Genomic DNA, 18736 nt, shown 5'->3' on the forward strand with positions numbered 1-18736 from the left:
CTTGGAGATTATCAACCGCCGGCGGGTGCGGCGCCGCCTCCGATGAGACTGCCCAGCGAGCCCAGCACTTCGCCGGGATTCGGCCTAGCCGGCGGCGGGGCGTCGGTCTTCTGCCAGTCCTGGCATTGGCTGGTCTTGAAGGTGGTGTCGCCTGCCTGGATCTGCACGGTCTGCGGCTGTTTGCTCATGGCGTTGGCGAGGGTGCCCTGACCATTCGTGCGCTTCCAGTAACAGACGCCGCCCTCGACCGGCCCGGCCGATTGGTACACGCCGGGCAGGATCTGGGTGCCGACCTGATAGGTGCCGTCACCGAAGCTCGTCAGCGGACCGGGCGGCGGCGCGGCTTCCGCGCCGGGTTGTGCCGGGCCCGGCGCTCCACCCCCGCCGTGGGGCGAAGGCGTCGGCGACGGGTCGGGCTCGGCGTGGGCCACAGACGTCGATGCCGACCAGCCGATGACGAGCAAGGCCGCCGCGACTGCAATTCGGGACATCAGGCGAAAGCCTCCACTGGTGGACATGAACAGATTAGGTTTCTATCACCATACGCGCCATCGATCCGTCGCACGGGCGGCCACACCTTGGGTCGGAAGGCATTCCCGAGCGGATATGCGGCCTGCTGGCGCGTATACGGGTGCGACCAATCGTCAACCAGCAGGCTTTCGGCGGTGTGCGGGGCGCCACGCAGCGGATTGTCGTCGGCGGGCCATCGGCCGCTGCCGACCTGATCGATTTCGGCGCGGATCGCGATCATCGCCTCGCAGAACGCATCCACTTCGGCGAGGCTCTCGCTTTCCGTTGGCTCGACCATGAGCGTTCCCGCCACCGGGAAGCTCATCGTCGGCGCGTGGAAGCCGTAGTCCGCCAACCGCTTCGCGACATCGTCGACCGTGACACCGGTGGCCTTCGTGATTCCCCGCAGGTCGAGGATGCACTCGTGGGCGACCATGCCGTTCTCGCCGGTGTAGAGCACCGGGTAGTACTCGTGGAGGCGTCGGGCGATGTAGTTGGCCGACGCGATCGCGGTCAGCGACGCCGCACGTAGTCCCTCGGGGCCCATCATCCTGATGTAGGCCCAGGTGATGGGCAGGATCGAGGCCGACCCGTACGGCGCCGACGACACCGTGTGCTCGTCGGGCAATTCGTCGGCCAGCGGGTGGCCGGGCAGGTAGGACTGCAGGTGTGCCCGGACCGCGACCGGTCCCACGCCCGGGCCGCCGCCGCCATGCGGGATGCAGAACGTCTTGTGCAGGTTCAGATGGCTGACGTCGCCGCCGAACTTGCCGGGCCGCGCCAACCCCACCAACGCGTTGAGGTTCGCGCCGTCGACGTATACCTGGCCGCCGGCGTCGTGCACCGCCGCGCAGATGTCGGCGATGTCGTGCTCGTAGACACCGTGGGTGGACGGATAGGTGATCATCAAGGCGGACAACCGGTCTGAGTGTTCGGCAACCTTGGCGCGCAGATCATCGAGATCGACGTCACCGTTACCCCGGCAGGCGACCACTACTACGCGCATGCCTGCCAGCGCCGCCGACGCCGCATTGGTGCCGTGCGCGCTCGACGGGATCAGGCAGACGTCGCGGTGTGCCCCACCGCGCGCGGCGTGATAGGCCTGAATTGCCAGCAGCCCGGCGTATTCGCCCTGCGAACCCGCATTGGGCTGCAGCGACACTGCGTCATAGCCCGTCAGCTGCGCCAACCAGGCCTCCAAGTCCGCGATCAGCTTGCGCAGCCCGGGCGCGTCGGAGTGCGGCGCGAACGGGTGCTGGCGGGCGAACTCGGGCCAGGTGATCGGCTCCATCTCCGCGGCGGCGTTGAGCTTCATGGTGCACGAGCCGAGCGGAATCATGCTGCGGTCCAAGGCGATATCTTTGTCGGCCAGCGAACGCAAGTAGCGCATCATCTCGGTTTCGGTGCGGTACCGGGTGAACGCGGGATGGGTCAGGAAGTTCGAGGTGCGCGTCGCGATGTCGGAGCCGTCGAACTCACCGCTTCCGCGGGCGCCGAATGCGGCCAGCACGCGCTCGACGTGCTCCAGCGTGGTGGCCTCGTCGCAGGACACGGAGAGGTGGTTGTCGTCGACGAGCCAGACGTTGACGCCGCGCGATTTGGCCTCGTCGCGCACCGCCGCGGCGCGGCCGGGAACCCGCGCAAGCACGGTGTCGAAGAACCGGTCGTGCACCACCTCGACAGCGGCGGTCGACAACCCGGCCGCCACGGTGCGGGCGTGGTCATGGACCCGCCGGGCAATGCCGGTCAGCCCGTCGGCGCCGTGGTAGCTGGCGTACATGGCGGCGATCACCGCGAGCAGCACCTGCGCGGTGCAGATGTTGCTGGTCGCCTTGTCGCGGCGGATGTGCTGTTCTCGGGTTTGCAGCGACAGCCGGTAGGCCGGTGACCCGTCGGCGTCCACCGAGACCCCGACCAGCCGGCCAGGCAACTGCCGGGCGTGGCTGGTGTGCACGGCCAGATAGCCCGCGTGTGGTCCGCCGAAACCCATTGGTACACCGAAGCGTTGGGTGCTGCCGAACCCCACGTCGGCCCCAATCTCGCCGGGCGGCGTGATGAGCGTCAGCCCGAGCAGGTCGGCGCCGATCGCCACCAGTGCACCCCGCTGGTGCGCCTGGTTCACCAGCTCGGTCCAGTCGACCACTTCCCCACTGGCGCCGGGCAGTTGGGTGATCACCCCGAAGAAGTCGCCGTCGGGCAGGCCCGCACGCAGATCGGCGGTGATGATCTCGATGCCGAGCGGCTCGGCCCTGGTGGCGATCACGGCGGCGGTCTGGCGGAACAGGTCGCGGTCGACGGCCAATCGGTTCGACTTTCCTTTGGCAGCGCGGTGCATGAGCGTCATCGCCTCGGCGGCCGCCGTGCCCTCGTCGAGCATCGACGCGTTGGCGACCTCGAGGCCGGTCAGGTCGGCGACCATGGTCTGGAAGTTCAGCAGCGCCTCCAGCCGGCCCTGGCTGATCTCCGGCTGATAGGGGGTGTAAGCGGTGTACCAGGCCGGGTTCTCCAGGATGTTGCGCCGCAAGACGGGCGGGGTCATCGTCTCGTAGTAGCCCTGGCCGATCATCGACACCGCAACGGTGTTCGCATCCGCGAGCGCGCGGAGTTCGGCGAGCGCCTGCTCTTCGGTGGCGGCCTGCGGCAGCCGGTCGAGGCCCGGCGCGATGCCGTCGACACCCAACGTGTCGAGAATCCCTGCAGGAAGCGCTTTGTCGGCGAGTTCGTCGAGCGAGCCCACGCCGATGGTCTTGAGGATGGTCGCGACGGCATCGGCGTCGGGTCCGATGTGGCGGTCGGCGAAGGTGGGTGATTCGGGCATCCCGGGACCTCTCCTGACGGTAGGTCCTCTCCCTCTGTCGTCGGTGCCTGAGAGATTCGGCGGATACGCCTTTCCCCATGGGCGGGTACGCGGTCCCCGACGGGGCTGCTTACCGCTTTCCAGAGGCATCGTGACCCTGCGCGGTCCGGGTGCCTGAGAGGTTGACGGAGAGGTGTTGCTCCTTCGGCGTCCGTGGCTGGCGGTCACGGAACTCTCCCGCACAAGGGCGATACGGGCTCGAGTTTACCGGGCGGCGCATCCTATCGAGGAGCCGAGGCAAAATGCCGGCTCAACCGCGGAACTAGCCGATCTTGCGGTCGCGGTGCTTGCGCCGGGTAGCCAGTTCGTCCTCCGGCGCGCTGATGGACTCGCCGCCGTCGGCGCGTTCGCCGGGGAAATCGGCGATCGCACCGGTGAGCTCGCGCATCGCACCGGAGACGGCGATGCCGAACACGCCCTGGCCGCCTTGCAGGAGATCGACGACCTCCTCGGCGGAGGTGCATTCGTAGACGGTAGTGCCGTCGGAGAACAGCGTGATGTTGGCCAGATCACGGACGCCGCGCTGACGCAGGTGATCGACGGCCACGCGGATGTTGTGCAACGAGATGCCGGTGTCCAGCAGGCGTTTCACGATCTTGAGAACGAGGATGTCCTTGAACGAGTACAGCCGCTGGCTGCCAGATCCGGCGGCGCTGCGGATCGACGGCACGACGAGTGAGGTCCGCGCCCAGTAGTCGAGCTGGCGGTAGGTGATGCCGGCGATCTGGCAGGCGCTCGGCCCGCGGTAGCCGACGAGTTCGTCTGGCACCGAGTCGTCGGGGAACAGGCCGGCCTGCACGGGTTCGCTGGCGACCGGGGCAGACGCGGGGGGTGCATCGTCGGTCGAAAGGTCCAGCTGCTCTTGACGTGGTGTGTCTTCCACTCTCGAATCCTCTCACCGACCGAACTCGCGTCTGTGACCTGCACCGCGGCACGTTTGCCCAAGCTCGAATGTGTCGAGCATACGCTTCCCGACGAACCCTGACTGCCCGTCGCGACCATCAAAGTATGGCTGCCCTGATCATGGTTGTCGGAAACTCGCGCCGCGTGTCGAGCGCGGATGCGTCAGTTGAGACGCATCCGTGATGTTTGGCCCCTCAGGTCGCCTTGAAGTCGTCGGGCGACACGCTGTCGAGGAACTCCTTGAACTTCTCGACCTCGTCCTCGCGCACCGCGCCGGCGGCCTCATCGTCGTTTTCGTCGGGAATCAGCAGGCCTGCCTCGGCGAGCACCGCCTCCTCGACGTAGATCGGCACTCCGACGCGCAGCGCGATGGCCACCGAGTCCGACGGTCGCGCCGACACCTTGATATCGCGATCGAAGATCAGATCGGCGTAGAAGGTGCCTTCTTGCAGATCCACGATCCGCACCTCTTTGAGCGAATGGCCAAGCGCGGCAATCAGATCGCGGATCAGATCGTGGGTCAACGGACGCGCGGGCTCGACGCCCTGCTGCTCGAGGGCGATCGCCGCGGCTTCCGACTGGCCGATCCAGATCGGTAGATAGCGGTCACCGTTGGCTTCGCGCAGCAGCAACACAGGTTGGTTCTGGGGCTGCTCCACGCGAATGCCGACCACACGAACCTCACCCATCTGTGCCTGCCCTCCGCACGCCGAAGCCTCTTGCGACGAGTCTAATCCTCACCTGTCGAGTACGTCGCGCACGGCCGATTTGATCAACGACGTGTGCAATGTGATCGCCAACGCCGCAACCTCGCGCGCCAGGTCGTCGGCGCGGTCACGCGCACCCGCCTTACCGGCCTTGACCACGGGCCCGGCGATTTGCGCGATCAGATCTGACTGCCGGTCGGCGGCCGACCGGAAGGCCCGCAGATGCCGCGGCTCCACCCCGTAGTCGGACAGCGCACGCGCGCACTGGGCGATCACCACGGAGTGCTCGTCGAAAAACCCCGCGGGCCCCGTCGTGATCACGCCCTCTTTGATCAACGCGGTGAGCAGTTTGTCGTCCACACCGGAGCGCGCCACCAAGTCTTCGCGGCTCACCCGCACCTGGGTCCGCGTCGCGGCCGTGTCGACCTCGACGGGTTCACCGTCCACCGGCACCAAACGCGGTACGCCGTACGGGGATCCGGCCTGCGGCAGCTCACCGTCGGGTTGGGCGTCCAGCTGAGCCTTGATCACCTTCAACGGCAGGTACTGGTCGCGTTGAGCGGTCAGAATGAAGCGCAGCCGAGCGCAGTCATATGCGGTGAACCGCCGATATCCTGAGGCCGTCCGCTCGGGCGTCACCAATCCCTCGGCCTCCAGGAAGCGGATCTTGGAGATGGTCACGTCCGGGAAGTCCGGCCGCAACGAGTCGAGAACCGCTCCGATCGACATCCCGGCCAGCGCGGGCGTGTCGGGCTGGGTCATCGGCTCTCTCCCTGCGCCGTGCGCGGGAGGCGCCCCACGCTCAAGCGCTCGTCGGCGTTGCTACGTGCTCGAACCGCTGTCGTCGGTCTTGGGCCCGGTGAGGAACACCAGGCGGAATTTGCCGATCTGCACCTCGTCGCCGTTGGCCAGCACCGCGGAATCGACCGGCTCCCTGTTGACGTAAGTGCCGTTGAGGCTACCCACGTCGACCACTTGGAACTCCCCGTTTTCGAGACGGAACTCTGCATGGCGGCGGCTCACCGTCACGTCGTCTAGAAAGATGTCGCTGTCGGGGTGTCGACCCGCCGAAGTGGTCGGCTGGTCGAGCAGGAACCGCGAGCCCGCGTTGGGGCCGCGTTTGACCACGAGCAAGGCCGACCCGGCCGGCAGCCCCTCAACCCCCGAGACGGCCCCCTCGGCACCCGCGGCGGCAGGCGCGTCCAGCTCGTTGAGGAAGTCGGCGCGGAATACCGATGTCGTTTCTACGGTGAGATCGTCAGACGTCTGGTCAGTCCCAGAATTCTGATCCTTGTCCGTCACCCGCTGCTCCTCACTGGCTGCTGTGGCGATATCTCGGCCGGACCCCCTGTGGGCCCCTCTCCAGCCGTCATTCGTCTCCGTCGACCGTACCGCGCTGCGGTCGCCGTTGGGTCCACCCCCGCCGGATAAAACGCCTGCGCCTCACGCGGGACATCTCGTGGGCGGCGGGTGGAACCGATCGCTGGCACCCTAACAAGATCTCACTCGGTGACAAGAGCCTGGTAGCCCTCGGCGTCCAGCAGCGCGTCGAGTTCTCCGGCCAGCGCGCCGGCGTCGGCCTGCAGCTCGATGAGCCACCCCGCGCCGTAGGGATCGGAGTTGACCAAGTCGGGGCTGCCCTCGAGATCGCTGTTGACCGCAACGACTTTCGCCGTGACCGGTGAATACAGGTCGGATACCGACTTGGTCGACTCGACCTCTCCGAACGACTCGCCCGCGGTCACGTCGCTGCCGACGTCGGGCAACTGGACGAACACCACGTCGCCGAGGGAGGACTGGGCGAAATCGGTGATGCCGACCCTTACGGTGTCGTCACCGATGCGCTGCACCCACTCATGCTCGGAGGTGTAGGACAGGTCGGGCGGGATTTCGCTCACAGGGCTCCTATGGCAGGTCGGCTCACTTCACGGGCTGAGCGTATTGGCGGGCTTTCGGTTGCCGCAAGGCGGTCACGTCCACCCGGTCGGACTGTTGTACCACCATCGATCCGCCCACGCGTTCGACGCTGTCCATCGCGCCGCCGGGAATGTTCATCGCGGCCGCCAACGTGGGCGGATCACCAATGGCCACAACGGTATACGGCGGGTTGAGGGTTTGACCGTCGATCTGCAGGGCCCCCGGTGCGCCGACGACCCAGGTGTCCACCCCGACGCGAACGGTCACCTTCGGATCGCCGTTCCCGCCGCGCACCTCCATCGCTTCGGCGCCGGCGTTGCGCAGTTCATTGATGACGTCGAGCATGGTTTCGGGTGCCACCCCCGGGGCGGCGTCGTCGATGGTCAGGGTCACCCCCGGGCCCATCGCAGGCACCGTCCCGATCAGGATCGACAGCGCAGCCAGCCGAGCCCTGGCATTCTCGATCGCCGCCTGGTCGCTGTTGCCTGACGCCTGCAGTGACGCCAGCGTCCGCTGCAGGTCGGCGACCTCGGTGTTGAGCGCGGCTTCTCGCTGCTGCAGCGAGTCGAGCAGCACCAGCAGGTCGGCCGGCCGGGCCGTTTCCAGCGAATCGCCCGACTCATTCTGGCGGACCTGCGTGACGATCGCGATGCCGAGCAGCACGCAAAGCAGGGCGCCGAGGGCCCCGAACAGCAGCTGCGAGCGCCCGCGCCGCGCCGCGCCCCGCAGACGGGCTATGAGACCGCCTGCTTCGGTCGGTTGGTCGGGCGGCACTTCGTGGCGGCCCGCGTGGTCCGCCTCGTGTGCGCCGTGGCCGTCGTCGGTCATGTCATGCGCCGAACAGTCTGCGCCGCAGCGCGGCGGCGTTGCCGAAGATGCGGATGCCGAGCACCACGATGATCGCCGTCGACAATTGCGTACCGACGCCGAGCTGGTCGCCGACGTAGACGATGAGAGCGGCGACGAGGACGTTGAAGACGAACGACACGACGAAAACCTTCGAGTCGAAGATCCGCTCCAGATACGCCCGCAGTCCGCCGAACACCGCGTCGAGTGCGGCGACCACGGCGATGGGCAGATAGGGCTCGACGAATTCCGGCACGCTGGGGTGGAAGACCAGGCCGAGGACGATGCCGATGACGAGGGCAGCGATTCCTATCATCTGTCTCCGATTTCTCTGGCGAAGTTGACATCTCGCACCGAGCCCGCGGGCACGGTCAGGGAGTCGGTCGAGCTGACCGTCACGACGACGCCGTAGCTGGCCTCCAGCAGCCGGAGCCGGTGCAGGCCGGGGCTGCGGTCGAACACGTCGGCCATGCCGTGTGGCGGACCGACGGCGAGGATCACGTATGGGCTGCTGATCGGTCGATTGTCGACCAGGATGCCGCCGCCTGCCTGCCGGATGGTCACGTTCGGCCCGATCCGCACCCCGCCCACCGAGATCGCTTCGGCGCCGCTGGCCCACAGCGAGTTCACCACAATCTGCAGGTCCCGATCGAGGATGACCTGCCGGCTGCCCTCGACGCGCTGCTTCGACACGTCGCTGAGGTCCTTGGAGACGCCGGGATCGGTGACGGTCACTATCAGCCCCGGGCCTCTCACAGCGGTGGCCGCCGCGGAGAAGTTGGCACCGTCGAGTTCGCTGAGCAGCCCCCTGCCGCGCTCGTCGCCTTCGAGGCGGCTGCGGCGCTCGGCGTCGACCTGGGCAGCTAGCGCGTCGCGGCGGGAGGTCGCGGAATCGGCGGCCTCCTCGGCGGAACGCACGCTGCCCGACAGCACCCGTTGGGTCTCGCGCACGCCAGGGGCGGTGGCCTGCGCCTGGCCGACCGCGAAAGCGAACACGGTCGCGACCGCCACCGCGGCCAGCACCTGCCAGCCGGCCGAAACCACCCGGCTGCGGGGGTGGCCGGCGGCGCGCTCGGCGGCCGCGGCCGCATAACCGGGGTCGAGGTGGTCGGACAACAATGACCGCAGCAGCGACGGCACGGGAATCAGCGTCGGGGCGCCCGCTTCGTGCTGATTGCGTCCGGCTTCGGGGTCGTAGCCACCAAGGGCCCGGTGGTCGTCAGCCATTGGAGGGCACCTTCGGCATCTGCCGCAGCACCAGGCCGACCTGCATGAGGTACAGGACGCCCGACCACAGATAGAGCATCAGTCCCCAGATCAGAAACGCCCAGCCGCAGGCCAGAATCACCCTGCTCCACAACGCATCCCATTGCCCCAGCAGAACCAGCGGGAACCCCGACATGAGCGCGAACGTCGCGCCCTTACCGATGTAGGTGACCGGCAGCGCCGTCAGCCCGCGGGTGCGCAGCAGCGGAAGGGTGGCCGCCAGCACGGCGTCGCGACCGATCAAGGTCGCCACGATCCACCACGGCACGATGTGGGCGAACCCGAACGCCAGCGGCACGGTCAGCATGTAGATCCGGTCGACGGCCGGATCGAGCAGTTCACCCAGCCGCGACGATTGGTTGTCCACCATCCGGGCGATCTTGCCGTCGGCCCAGTCCGAGGCGCCGCTGAACATCAGGATGGCCACCGCCCAGCCGTTGGCGTGCACGACCAGTAGGAGATACAGGAAGACCGGGACGAGCACCAGACGCAGCACTGAGAGCGCGTTGGGCACCGTCACCACGCGGTCCCGCTCCCCCGGCCCGCGGTTCATGGAATAAACCTAGCGGAAGATACCCGGCAGGCTCAGTGCTGACATCGAGTCTTCTGCCAGCGGATTGTCATGAACCATGTAGGTCCACGTCGACGTCGGCCTGGCGAGCTTGGACAGGTCCAGGCCCTGCTCCTCGTCGAGCACGTTCGCCGTCTCGAAGGTCTGCTGGGCGGCCTCGATGGCGTCGGCGGCCAGCGAGGCGAACGCGTCGACGGCCATCCGATGGAACTCGTCGATCGGTTTCTGGTGACCCAGGGCGCGCAGATGGATGCTCTCCCGGATGTCGGCGAGGTAGGCCAGGTGATCGGCCCAGCCGCGGTCGAGGTGGTACAGCATGATCTGCCTGCAGATCCGCTCCAGCTGTTCCTCGCTGAGCTGCTCGGCCAACTCCTCGTAGCGCTCCGGGCTTTTCTTCTCCAGTTCCTCGCGCGCAGTCGCCGTGCGCAGCAACGCGTTTCGGCGTTCCACCAGGATCGCCCGCTGCTGGGCGATCAACTCGTTGAACTGCCAGGTGGTGGCGTGCACCGACAGCAGCCTGCCCTCGGCGACGCGCTGTGCGTGGTCGAGCAGACCGACGGCCTTCTTGTTGACGACGCGGCCGTCCTCGTCGGTTTCGGTGGGCAGCTTGCTGAGCTTCTCGGGCTCGAGGTGGGCCACCACCACGTCGTCTTCCCAGCTGGAGAAGAACACCGACGAGCCGGGATCGCCCTGGCGGCCGGCGCGGCCACGCAGTTGATTGTCCAGCCGCTGGGTGCTGTGCCGCCCGGTGCCGATGACGTGTAGGCCGCCCAGTTCGGCCACCTCATCTTTTTCGGCGGCATGATCGCCGACGTCGGACCCGCCCAGCCGGATGTCGGTGCCGCGGCCCGCCATCTGCGTGGAGACCGTCACCGAGCCCAGCTTGCCCGCCTCGGCGATGACGCGGGCCTCCTCCTCGTCGTTCTTTGCGTTCAGCACGACGGCGGGTACGCCGGCCTTGACCAGCTTCTCGTGCAGCTCTTCGGACTCGGCGACGTCGCGGGTACCGACCAGGATCGGCTGCTTGGTCTTGTGCACCTCGGCGATGTGGTCGACGATCGCGTCGAACTTCGCGGCGGCGGTGATGTAGACGCGGTCCGGCTCGTCCTCGCGGATGTTGGGGGTGTTCGGCGGAATCGGTGAGACGCCGAGCTTGTAGAACTGCCGCAGCTGCTCGCCTGCCGCCAGCGCCGTGCCGGTCATGCCGCACACCGTCGGATAGCGGCTGATCAACGCCTGCACCGTGATGGTGTCGAGCACCTCACCGGTTTCGGTGGTCTCGATGCCTTCCTTGGCCTCGACCGCGGCCTGCAGCCCGTCCGGCCAGCGCTGCAGCTGCGCGATGCGGCCGCGGCTGGCGTTGATCAGGTGCACGGCGTCGTCGCGGACGATGTAGTGCACGTCGCGGTGCAACAGCACGTGCGCGTGCAAGGCGACGTTCACCTCGGTCAAGGTGGTGCCGACGTGTTCCTCGGCGTACAGGTCGATGCCGCCGAGCTTGGCCTCGACCTTCTGTGCGCCGCGCTCGGTGAGGTGGACGTTGCGGTTGTCGGCGTCGGTGTCGTAATCCTCGCCGGCGATCAATTCGCCTACCAGCCGGATGATTTCGAGCTTCGGGGTCTCCCGGTGTGAGGTGCCCGCCAGCACGAGCGGCACCAGCGCCTCGTCGACGAGCACCGAGTCGGCCTCGTCGATCAGCGCGACATCCGGGTTCGGGGAGACGAGATCGTGGACATCGGTGACGAGCTGGTCGCGCAACACGTCGAAGCCGATCTCGTTGACCGAGGCGTAGGTGATGTTGCACTTGTAGGCGGCCCGACGCTCGTCGGCGGTCGATTCGGCGGTCACCCAGCCGACGCTGAGGCCCATCGCCTCCAGCAGTGGGCCCATCCATTCGGCGTCGCGCTTGGCCAGGTAGTCGTTGATGGTGACGACGTGGACATGCCGGCCCGCCAGTGCGTAGCCTGCCGCCGCGATCGCGCCCGACAGCGTCTTGCCCTCACCGGTGGCCATCTCGATGACGTCGCCTGCGAGCATCCGCAGCGCGCCGAGCAGTTGGACGTCGAACGGCCGCAGTCCGGTCGTGCGTTCGGCGGCTTCGCGGGCGATGGCGAGGAATTGCGGGATGTCGCTGGAGTCGGCAAGGTCGTCGAGCTCCAGCAGCTGTGCGGCCTTGTTGAGTTGCTCGTCGTCGAGGTCGGCGGCCTTCTTCTGGAACCCCTCGGAGGCGCTGACCTGCGACATCGAGCGGGCCTGGTCGCGTTCGGTGCTTGCGCCCAGCAGTTTCCAGAACCGGTTGCTGACACGACCTGAGGTGCGGGTCTTCGTCTTCGCCACGAGAGATACGGTACGCGGCCGCCCGATCCGCCAACCCGGCACGGCGAGCTGCCGCCCCCTCCCCGCGAGCGTGCGCGTCTGCTGCGCGACACGCCGCCGCAACTGCGCATTCTGCGCACGCCCGCGGCGCACGAGTGTCAGCCGGACGACGACGACGACGTGAAATCGACCCGCACCGAGTCGATGACGGCCTCGAATCCGATGCGCTGATAGATGGCGTTCGACATGGGGTTGGTCAGGTCGGCGAACAGCACCACCTCGTTGACACCGCTGCCGAGCGCGAGCACCGATGCAGCCGCGGTCACCGCCGACCCGTAGCCGCGACCACGTAAGGCGCGCGGCGTGAAGACCGGGCCGATACGAGACACGCCTGCCGCGGGCGCCCTTAGCATCGCCATGCTCACCGGCGTGCGGTCGATCTCCCAGAGGACGAAGCGGTCGCCGACCGCGTGGGCGTTGTCGAGGAATCGCCGACCGGCGGCGTCGTCGCGCTGATGGCTGAAGGTTTCGACGAAGAATCGCTCGACCCAGTCGAGGAGCACCGCGGTGTCGTCGCGACTCGCCTGACGTGGCTCGCCGGCGACACCACTCGGCGGCTGCAGCATGCCCAATCGGTAGAGCCGCTCGTGCATCGTCACCGCGCCGCGGCGACCGGTGATCGCCTGCCAGGCGTCGGCGAATGCCAGCGCATTGTCGCGGGCGCCGCGCACGCCGGTGAAGTCGGGACGGATATGCGCCAGCTCCAGTGCGGCCTGGCGGCGGCCTTTTACGGGTAAGCCGTTGCAGGCCAACGGATAGGGCGGTGTTTGCAGCGCGGCGCCGATGGCCGTGCTGCCGTCCCAGACGGACAGCAGCAGTGTGTCGTCACCGAACCTGGCGCCCTGCAGAACCGTCAGTTCGATCGTGTTGCCGACGGGATCGCGGCGGTACAACGGTTCGGCGATTTCACGGAACTCCTCCACCGAGTCGTGTACACGCACGGACATGCTCACCAGGATGGCCATCGAATGTTTTGGGCGTCCAGCGATTTACCGGCGCGGCCGTGCACCGTCAGGCGAGGTTCGACCGACGCGGGTATGCGACCTGTGGGTCGGTCAGCGTATTGACCACCGCGGGCACGCCCGCCGCGAACGCCCGCTCCAGCGCGGGCCGTAGCTCGGCGGGCGCCGCCACCAGCTCGCCGTGGCCGCCGAGCGCGGTGACAACCTCGTCGTAGCGGGTGCCCGGCCGCAACTCGGCCACCACCGAATAGCCGTACAACGCCTCCATCGGGTGCTTCTCCAGCGCCCAGATCCCGTTGTTGCCGATCACCGAAACGACGTGAATACCGTGTCGCACCAACGTATCCCACTCCATGCCGCTGAATCCGAACGCACCGTCGCCCTGCAGCAGCACCACCTGACGGTCGGGCCTGGCCATCTTGGCGGCCAGCGCATAGCCCGGCCCCGACCCCAGGCAACCGAACGGCCCACTGTCCAGCCACGCACCCGGTACGTAACTGTCGATGACCCGCCCTGCGTACGAGCCGAAGTCGCCGGCGTCGATCACCACGATCGCGTCGCGGTCCAGCAGCGGCTTCAGCTCGGCGTACACCCGCATCGGGTGCAGCGGGCTGCGGTCGTCGGTCAGCTCGGCGTCCTCGGCGGCGCGGGCCGCAGATTCGGTCGCCCGCAGATCGCCGATCCAGCTCTCGTGGTCGCCCGCCTTGCCAGCCGCAAGGGCCGACAGCGTCGACGTCAGGTCGCCGTACAGCTCTGCGGCCACCGCGCGCGGATGGGGCCGCTGCGGTAACACCCGGTCGGCGACGATCAGCGTCGTCTGCTCGCCGAACACGCCGCCGAAGCCCAACCGGAAGTCCATCGGCACACCGATCACCAGCGCAACATCGGCCTCCCGCAACCCTTTTGACCGAGCCCGCGAGAACGCCAGGTCGTGGTCGGCGGGCACCGTTCCGCGCGCCATACCGTTCATCAGCACCGGAATGCGGTGCGCCTCGGCCAGTTCCAGCAGAGCGGCTTCGGCGTGGCCCCACCACACGTTGGTGCCCGCCATGATCACTGGGCGCTCCGCTCCGGCAAGCGCGGCGGCTGCGATCTCCATCGCTCCGCCGTCGGCCCGCACCGGGTCCGGCGGAAGCGTGAGAGCGCCCGGTTCCCCTGAATCGCCTGCCTCGCCGAAGACGTGATCCATCGGGAAGTCGACGAAGGCCACACCGGTCGGTGCGTTCCCGAAGCCCATCGCAGCCCTCAGCGCATCATCTATGAGTCCGCCGACCGCGTCGGCCGACGGTGCCGTCACGGCGAACCGGGCCAGCGGCGCCACGAACGGCACGTGATCGATTTCCTGAAGTGACCCCTGACCCCAGCGCAGCGCGGGTGCGCGCCCGCCGAGTACCAGCAGCGGCGACTGGTTCTGCTGGGCGGCGCCCATCGCGCTCATCCCGTTGGTGACACCGGGACCGGCGGTCAACGCCGCCACCCCAGGCACGCGGGTGACCTTCGACCACCCCTCGGCGGCGAAGGCCGCGGTCTGTTCGTGCCTGGTGTCTATCAACCGGACCCCCTCGGCACGGCAACCGTCATAGATCGAGAACAGGTGGCCGCCCGACAGGGTGAAAACCGTGTCGATGCCGCTGGCCCGCAGCCGCCGCGCGATCAAATGGCCGGCGCCGATCCTGCCGCCGGACTGGGCTTCGATGCTCATGGCCGCAGCTTAGCCAGCGGTCTTGGCGTGGCTGGTCGCGCGCAGCACAACCCAGCCACGCCGAAATCACCGGCGATGCGGTGTCCCATCGCCAGCGTGTCGGCCACGGCGGCGCCCGACCTGCGGTAGCTTCGCCGCAGATCGGCTCCGGCGGGGAGGAGGTGTCGTGGCGTGAATACCGGCACTTTCCGGTCCTCGATCGAGTGGAGCCACGAACTTTTCCACTCGACGGTGTGGGTGCTGGTGGCCTTCGCGATCGCTGCGCCGTGCCTCATCGTGATCCTCGTCGTGATCCGGCGGACGACTGAGTGGGGACGGCAGTTCTGGCGGATCACTGGACCGTATTTCACCGGCGCGCAGAGCCGGCTGGTGTGGACAATGCTCGCGGGGCTGCTGTTGTCGACGATAATCGCGGTTCGCATCACGGTGCTCATCAGCTACTACACCAACGACGTCTTCACCTCCCTGCAGGTTGCCCTGCAGGGAATCGCCTCGGGCAGAACCGAAATCACCGATTCGGGCATCCACGGGTTCTGGGTGAGCATCGGCATCTTCCTCATCCTTGCGGTGGTGCATGTCGTGTTGAATCTGGTGGACCTGTACCTGACACAGCGGTTCATTATGCGATGGCGAATCTGGTTGAGCCGCAGACTGATCGACGACTGGCTCGGCGACTTCGCCTACTACCGCCGCCAGTTCCTGCGCAGGCCCAACGACAATCCCGACCAACGCATCCAGCAGGACATCGACATCTTCACGACGGGGGTTGGCGGCCAGACGAACAATCCGGCCTACGGCTCGAGCAGCACACTATTGTTCGGAGCGGTCGGGGCGGTGCTGTCGGTGATCGCGTTCGGCGCCATCCTGTGGCAGCTGTCCGGCTCGCTGACGCTGGGTGACTTCACGCTTCCGCGCGCGCTGTTCTGGATAGTTATCGGCTATGTACTCGCAGCCACCCTGATCGCATTCGTCATCGGCAGGCCGCTGATCCGTTTGAGCTATCTCAACGAACTGCGCAACGCCGGTTTCCGGTACGCGCTGGTGCGCGTGCGCGACGCCAGCGCAGCCATCGGCCTCTACCGCGGCGAAAACGTCGAGCGCAGGCTGCTGGGCGGCAGGCTTTCGGAAGTGATGTCGAACTACGGCCACTGGCTCAACCGCATGGTGCGTTTCACCGGCTGGAATCTCACGGTTAGCCAGGCGATCAACCCGCTGCCCTACGTCGTGCAGGCGCCGCGGCTGTTCGCCCGTGAGATTTCCTTCGGCGACGTCATCCAGTCGGCCACCGCGTTCGTCACGATCCATAACGCGCTGTCGTTCTTCCGGGAGGCCTACGACGAGTTCGCCGGCTACCGCGCGGCGGTGATCCGCCTCGACGGGCTGATCGAGGAGAACATGCGCGCCCGCAAGTTCAGCCAGGTGACGACGGCCGGCTCAGCCGACGGTGAGCTGGCCGTCGACGGGGTCGAAGTGCACACCCCTGACGGCGCCAACCTCATTCGCGCACTTGACATTCGCCTTCAGCCCGGCGACACGCTGCTGGTCAGCGGGCCGTCCGGAATCGGAAAGACGGTGCTGCTGCAGAGCCTCGCCGGACTCTGGCCGTTCGTCACCGGGCGCGTGGAGCTGCCCGCGGGAAGGCAGGCCGCGATGTTCGTGCCGCAGCTGCCGTACCTTCCGCTGGGTGATTTGCGCGCCGTCGCGTCCTACCCCAATGACGATGGCGCGGTCGGCGACCGCGAGATCCAGCAGGCACTGGTCAAGGTTGCGCTGCCGCAGCTGGCGATCCGGCTCAACGAGGTCGGCGAGTGGGGCAAGGTGCTCTCCGTCGGTGAGCAGCAGCGAATCGCCTTCGCCCGCATCCTGTTGACCAAGCCGAAGGCGGTGTTCCTCGACGAATCGACCTCTGCGCTCGATGAGGGCCTCGAGCTGACCCTGTATGAACTGATCCGCAGCGAGCTGCCGGAGATGATTGTGGTCAGCGTGAGCCATCGGGCAACGCTCGCGCGGTTCCACGCCCGCCAGCTCGAGCTTGTAGGCGCCGGTGAATGGCGGCTGGAGCCACTGGCCGCGCGTAGTTGATGTGTCTTCCGGCGCTGGTTCCAGCTACTCAAGGTACGTTGCCCGCATGGAGATGTTCACCCCCACGCTGGACTGGGGCAATGAGCTGGGCACGTCGCTGGTGTGGGTGATCAAAGGCTGGGCGATCGCGGCGGTCGCCACGCTGGTGATCTGTGTCCTGATCGCACGGTTCACCACCTGGGGCAGGCAGTTCTGGCGAATCACCGGCGACTACTTCACCGGCGCCGAGAGCGTCCGCGTCTGGGTTTGGCTCGGCGCGATCCTGTTCCTGGTGATCGTCGGCGTACGCCTCGACGTCCTGCTGAGCTTCCAGAGCAACGACATGCTGACCAGCTTCCAGACCGTCGAAGGAGGCCGCAGCGCGGGCAACGAAGCGGTGAAGGCCTCGGGCGCCCATGGCTTCTGGGTATCGATCGGCGTCTTCTCGATTCTCGCGGCGATCTTCATCGCCCGCCTGCTCTTGGACATGTTCCTGATCCAGCGCTTCTGCCTGGCGTGGCGCGCGTGGTTGACCGACCGGCTCACCGGGGATTGGCTGGACGGCAAGGCCTATTACCGCGCCCGGTTCATCGACGACAAGATCGACAACCCCGATCAGCGCATTCAGGGTGACATCGACATCTTCACCGCCTGCAACGGGCCGCTGCCTAACGTGCCGTACTACTACTCCCAGAACACCCTGCTGTTCGGGGCGATCAGCGCGGTTGCCTCGATGCTGTCATTCACCGCGATCCTGTGGAGCCTGTCGGGCCCGCTGACGATCCCGCTGATCGGCTACGAACTGCCCAGAGCAATGTTCTGGATAGGAATCGTGTTCGTGCTGTTCGCATCCGTGATCGCCTTCTGGATCGGCAGGCCCATCATCTGGTTGTCCTTCCGCAACGAGAAGTTCAACGCGGCCTTCCGTTATGCGCTGGTCCGCCTGCGCGACGCGTCCGAGGCCGTCGCTTTCTACCGCGGCGAGGCCGCCGAACGCACCGGATTACGCGGAATGTTCGACTCCGTCGTCGGCAACTACAAGCGGTATGTCGCCCGTTCTCTGGGCTTCAACGGCTGGAACTGGTCGATGGGCCAACTCATCGTGCCGCTGCCCTACCTGCTGCAGTTCCCGCGGTTCTTCAACGGCGAGATCCTGCTCGGCGCGATGACGCAGTCCGCGTCGGCGTTCGGCTCGATCCAGAGCGGGCTGTCGTGGTTTCGCAATGCTTACGACATGTTCGCCGGCTATCGCGCCGCGATCATCCGCCTCCATGGCCTGGTCACGGCCAACGAGGAAGGCCGCGCACTGCCCGAGATCACCACCACACCGTGCGTCGACGGCACCGTCGTCCTCAGCGACGTCGAGGTGCGCACCCCCGACGGCAAGCAGCTTCTCAACCCGCTCGATCTGCGGCTGGAGGTCGGCGACACCTGCGTCGTCACCGGGTCGTCGGGTGTGGGCAAAACGACGTTGCTGCGCAGCCTCGCCGAGCTGTGGCCGTTCACCTCCGGAACGCTGACGCGCCCGTGCGGGCCCAACGAGACGATGTTCCTGTCGCAGCTGCCGTACGTCCCTCTCGGCGATCTGCGCGCCGTCGTGAGCTACCCGAACGAAGTAGGCGCGATCGACGATCAAAAGCTCAAGCGCACATTGGAAAAGGTGGCGCTGTCACACCTCACCGAGCGGCTCGACGAGGTGCTGGATTGGGCCAAGGTGCTCTCCCCCGGCGAGCAGCAGCGCATTGCGTTCGCCCGCATCCTGCTGACCAAACCGAAAGCGGCGTTCCTCGACGAGTCGACCTCTGCGCTCGACGAAGGACTGGAATATCTTCTCTACTCCCTGGTGCGTACCGAGCTGCCGGACACGATCCTGGTCAGCGTCAGCCACCGCAGCACGGTCGAGCAGCATCACACCCACGAACTCGAACTCCTCGGCGGCGGCGAATGGCGCTTCGGTCGGGTGCAGGGCAGGGAGTCCGCACCCGCGCCCGTGTGACCGCCGGGGCAGCCGCTCGGCACGGAACGTTTACGTCGTCGCCCGACGAGCTCATCGCCTCG

Annotated in this window: 16 protein-coding genes and 1 riboswitch; of the genes, 2 read left to right on the top strand and 14 right to left on the bottom strand. The window is 67.2% G+C overall.

The genetic code is table 11. The annotated features are described in order from the left end of the window. Window positions 1-11: 11 nt before the first annotated feature. The 14 genes from A5651_RS02745 to A5651_RS02810 all read right to left on the bottom strand — a co-directional run bounded on the left by A5651_RS02745 (window position 12) and on the right by A5651_RS02810 (window position 14617). Window positions 12-491, bottom strand: coding sequence for a hypothetical protein (locus A5651_RS02745; protein WP_066975306.1), 480 nt, complete (start codon window positions 489-491; stop codon window positions 12-14). Continuing rightward, window positions 491-3328, bottom strand: coding sequence for an aminomethyl-transferring glycine dehydrogenase (gene gcvP, locus A5651_RS02750; RefSeq protein WP_066975308.1), 2838 nt, complete (start codon window positions 3326-3328; stop codon window positions 491-493). The genes A5651_RS02745 and gcvP overlap by 1 nt, the downstream gene beginning before the upstream one ends. 131 nt (window positions 3329-3459) lie before the next feature. Continuing rightward, a riboswitch (glycine riboswitch) is annotated at window positions 3460-3557 on the bottom strand. A 72-nt stretch (window positions 3558-3629) separates the two neighbouring features. Next, window positions 3630-4250, bottom strand: a complete 621-nt coding sequence (locus A5651_RS02755; protein ID WP_066975310.1) for a MerR family transcriptional regulator — start codon at window positions 4248-4250, stop codon at window positions 3630-3632. Between the two features lie 214 nt (window positions 4251-4464). Then, entirely contained in the window at window positions 4465-4959 is a 495-nt protein-coding gene (locus A5651_RS02760; RefSeq protein WP_066975312.1) for a bifunctional nuclease family protein, read from the bottom strand. A gap of 48 nt (window positions 4960-5007) precedes the next feature. Beyond that, window positions 5008-5739, bottom strand: a complete 732-nt coding sequence (locus A5651_RS02765) for a MerR family transcriptional regulator (RefSeq protein WP_156662537.1) — start codon at window positions 5737-5739, stop codon at window positions 5008-5010. Window positions 5740-5799: 60 nt separating this feature from the next. Then, entirely contained in the window at window positions 5800-6279 is a 480-nt protein-coding gene (gene garA / locus A5651_RS02770) for a glycogen accumulation regulator GarA (protein WP_066975314.1), read from the bottom strand. 200 nt (window positions 6280-6479) lie between these two features. Next, window positions 6480-6875: a glycine cleavage system protein GcvH gene (gcvH, locus tag A5651_RS02775; RefSeq protein WP_066975316.1), complete on the bottom strand. Its 396-nt coding sequence runs from the start codon at window positions 6873-6875 to the stop codon at window positions 6480-6482. A 22-nt stretch (window positions 6876-6897) separates the two neighbouring features. Continuing rightward, a complete protein-coding gene (locus A5651_RS02780; protein WP_066975318.1) occupies window positions 6898-7722 on the bottom strand; it encodes a DUF881 domain-containing protein in 825 nt (274 codons plus the stop codon). Between the two features lies 1 nt (window position 7723). Then, the gene (locus A5651_RS02785; RefSeq protein WP_066975321.1) at window positions 7724-8056 is read right to left on the bottom strand and encodes a small basic family protein; all 333 of its coding nucleotides are present in this window, start codon (window positions 8054-8056) and stop codon (window positions 7724-7726) included. Continuing rightward, complete coding sequence (locus A5651_RS02790) at window positions 8053-8967, bottom strand: DUF881 domain-containing protein (protein WP_066975323.1); 915 nt, start codon at window positions 8965-8967, stop codon at window positions 8053-8055. Before A5651_RS02790 ends, A5651_RS02785 begins: the two co-directional genes overlap by 4 nt. Continuing rightward, window positions 8960-9559, bottom strand: coding sequence for a CDP-alcohol phosphatidyltransferase family protein (locus tag A5651_RS02795; RefSeq protein ID WP_066975325.1), 600 nt, complete (start codon window positions 9557-9559; stop codon window positions 8960-8962). Before A5651_RS02795 ends, A5651_RS02790 begins: the two co-directional genes overlap by 8 nt. Window positions 9560-9568: 9 nt before the next feature. After that, a complete protein-coding gene (gene secA2 / locus A5651_RS02800) occupies window positions 9569-11914 on the bottom strand; it encodes an accessory Sec system translocase SecA2 (protein WP_066975327.1) in 2346 nt (781 codons plus the stop codon). Window positions 11915-12051: 137 nt separating this feature from the next. Beyond that, window positions 12052-12900 carry a GNAT family N-acetyltransferase gene (locus tag A5651_RS02805; protein WP_066975466.1) on the bottom strand — a complete coding sequence of 283 codons (849 nt, stop codon included), beginning with the start codon at window positions 12898-12900 and terminating at the stop codon, window positions 12052-12054. Between the two features lie 64 nt (window positions 12901-12964). After that, window positions 12965-14617: an acetolactate synthase gene (locus tag A5651_RS02810; protein ID WP_066975329.1), complete on the bottom strand. Its 1653-nt coding sequence runs from the start codon at window positions 14615-14617 to the stop codon at window positions 12965-12967. Window positions 14618-14788: 171 nt separating this feature from the next. Between A5651_RS02810 and A5651_RS02815 the strand changes: the two genes are divergently transcribed. Both A5651_RS02815 and A5651_RS02820 read left to right on the top strand, forming a co-directional pair. Then, a complete protein-coding gene (locus tag A5651_RS02815; protein WP_066975331.1) occupies window positions 14789-16699 on the top strand; it encodes an ABC transporter ATP-binding protein/permease in 1911 nt (636 codons plus the stop codon). Window positions 16700-16745: 46 nt separating this feature from the next. After that, window positions 16746-18674, top strand: coding sequence for an ABC transporter ATP-binding protein/permease (locus A5651_RS02820; RefSeq protein WP_066975333.1), 1929 nt, complete (start codon window positions 16746-16748; stop codon window positions 18672-18674). The last annotated feature ends 62 nt before the right edge of the window (window positions 18675-18736 follow it).

This window comes from Mycobacterium sp. 1274761.0 (assembly GCF_001668615.1).
Classification (GTDB): Bacteria; Actinomycetota; Actinomycetes; order Mycobacteriales; family Mycobacteriaceae; genus Mycobacterium.

Bases quoted from the DNA above. Each gene is read 5' to 3' on its own strand.
- A5651_RS02745 (WP_066975306.1), bottom strand. From the start codon at position 491: ATGTCCCGAATTGCAGTCGCGGCGGCCTTGCTCGTCATCGGCTGGTCG.
- gcvP (WP_066975308.1), bottom strand. From the start codon at position 3,328: ATGCCCGAATCACCCACCTTCGCCGACCGCCACATCGGACCCGACGCC.
- A5651_RS02760 (WP_066975312.1), bottom strand. From the start codon at position 4,959: ATGGGTGAGGTTCGTGTGGTCGGCATTCGCGTGGAGCAGCCCCAGAAC.
- A5651_RS02765 (WP_156662537.1), bottom strand. From the start codon at position 5,739: ATGACCCAGCCCGACACGCCCGCGCTGGCCGGGATGTCGATCGGAGCG.
- A5651_RS02780 (WP_066975318.1), bottom strand. From the start codon at position 7,722: ATGACCGACGACGGCCACGGCGCACACGAGGCGGACCACGCGGGCCGC.
- A5651_RS02785 (WP_066975321.1), bottom strand. From the start codon at position 8,056: ATGATAGGAATCGCTGCCCTCGTCATCGGCATCGTCCTCGGCCTGGTC.
- A5651_RS02790 (WP_066975323.1), bottom strand. From the start codon at position 8,967: ATGGCTGACGACCACCGGGCCCTTGGTGGCTACGACCCCGAAGCCGGA.
- A5651_RS02795 (WP_066975325.1), bottom strand. From the start codon at position 9,559: ATGAACCGCGGGCCGGGGGAGCGGGACCGCGTGGTGACGGTGCCCAAC.
- A5651_RS02805 (WP_066975466.1), bottom strand. From the start codon at position 12,900: ATGTCCGTGCGTGTACACGACTCGGTGGAGGAGTTCCGTGAAATCGCC.
- A5651_RS02810 (WP_066975329.1), bottom strand. From the start codon at position 14,617: ATGAGCATCGAAGCCCAGTCCGGCGGCAGGATCGGCGCCGGCCATTTG.
- A5651_RS02820 (WP_066975333.1), top strand. From the start codon at position 16,746: ATGGAGATGTTCACCCCCACGCTGGACTGGGGCAATGAGCTGGGCACG.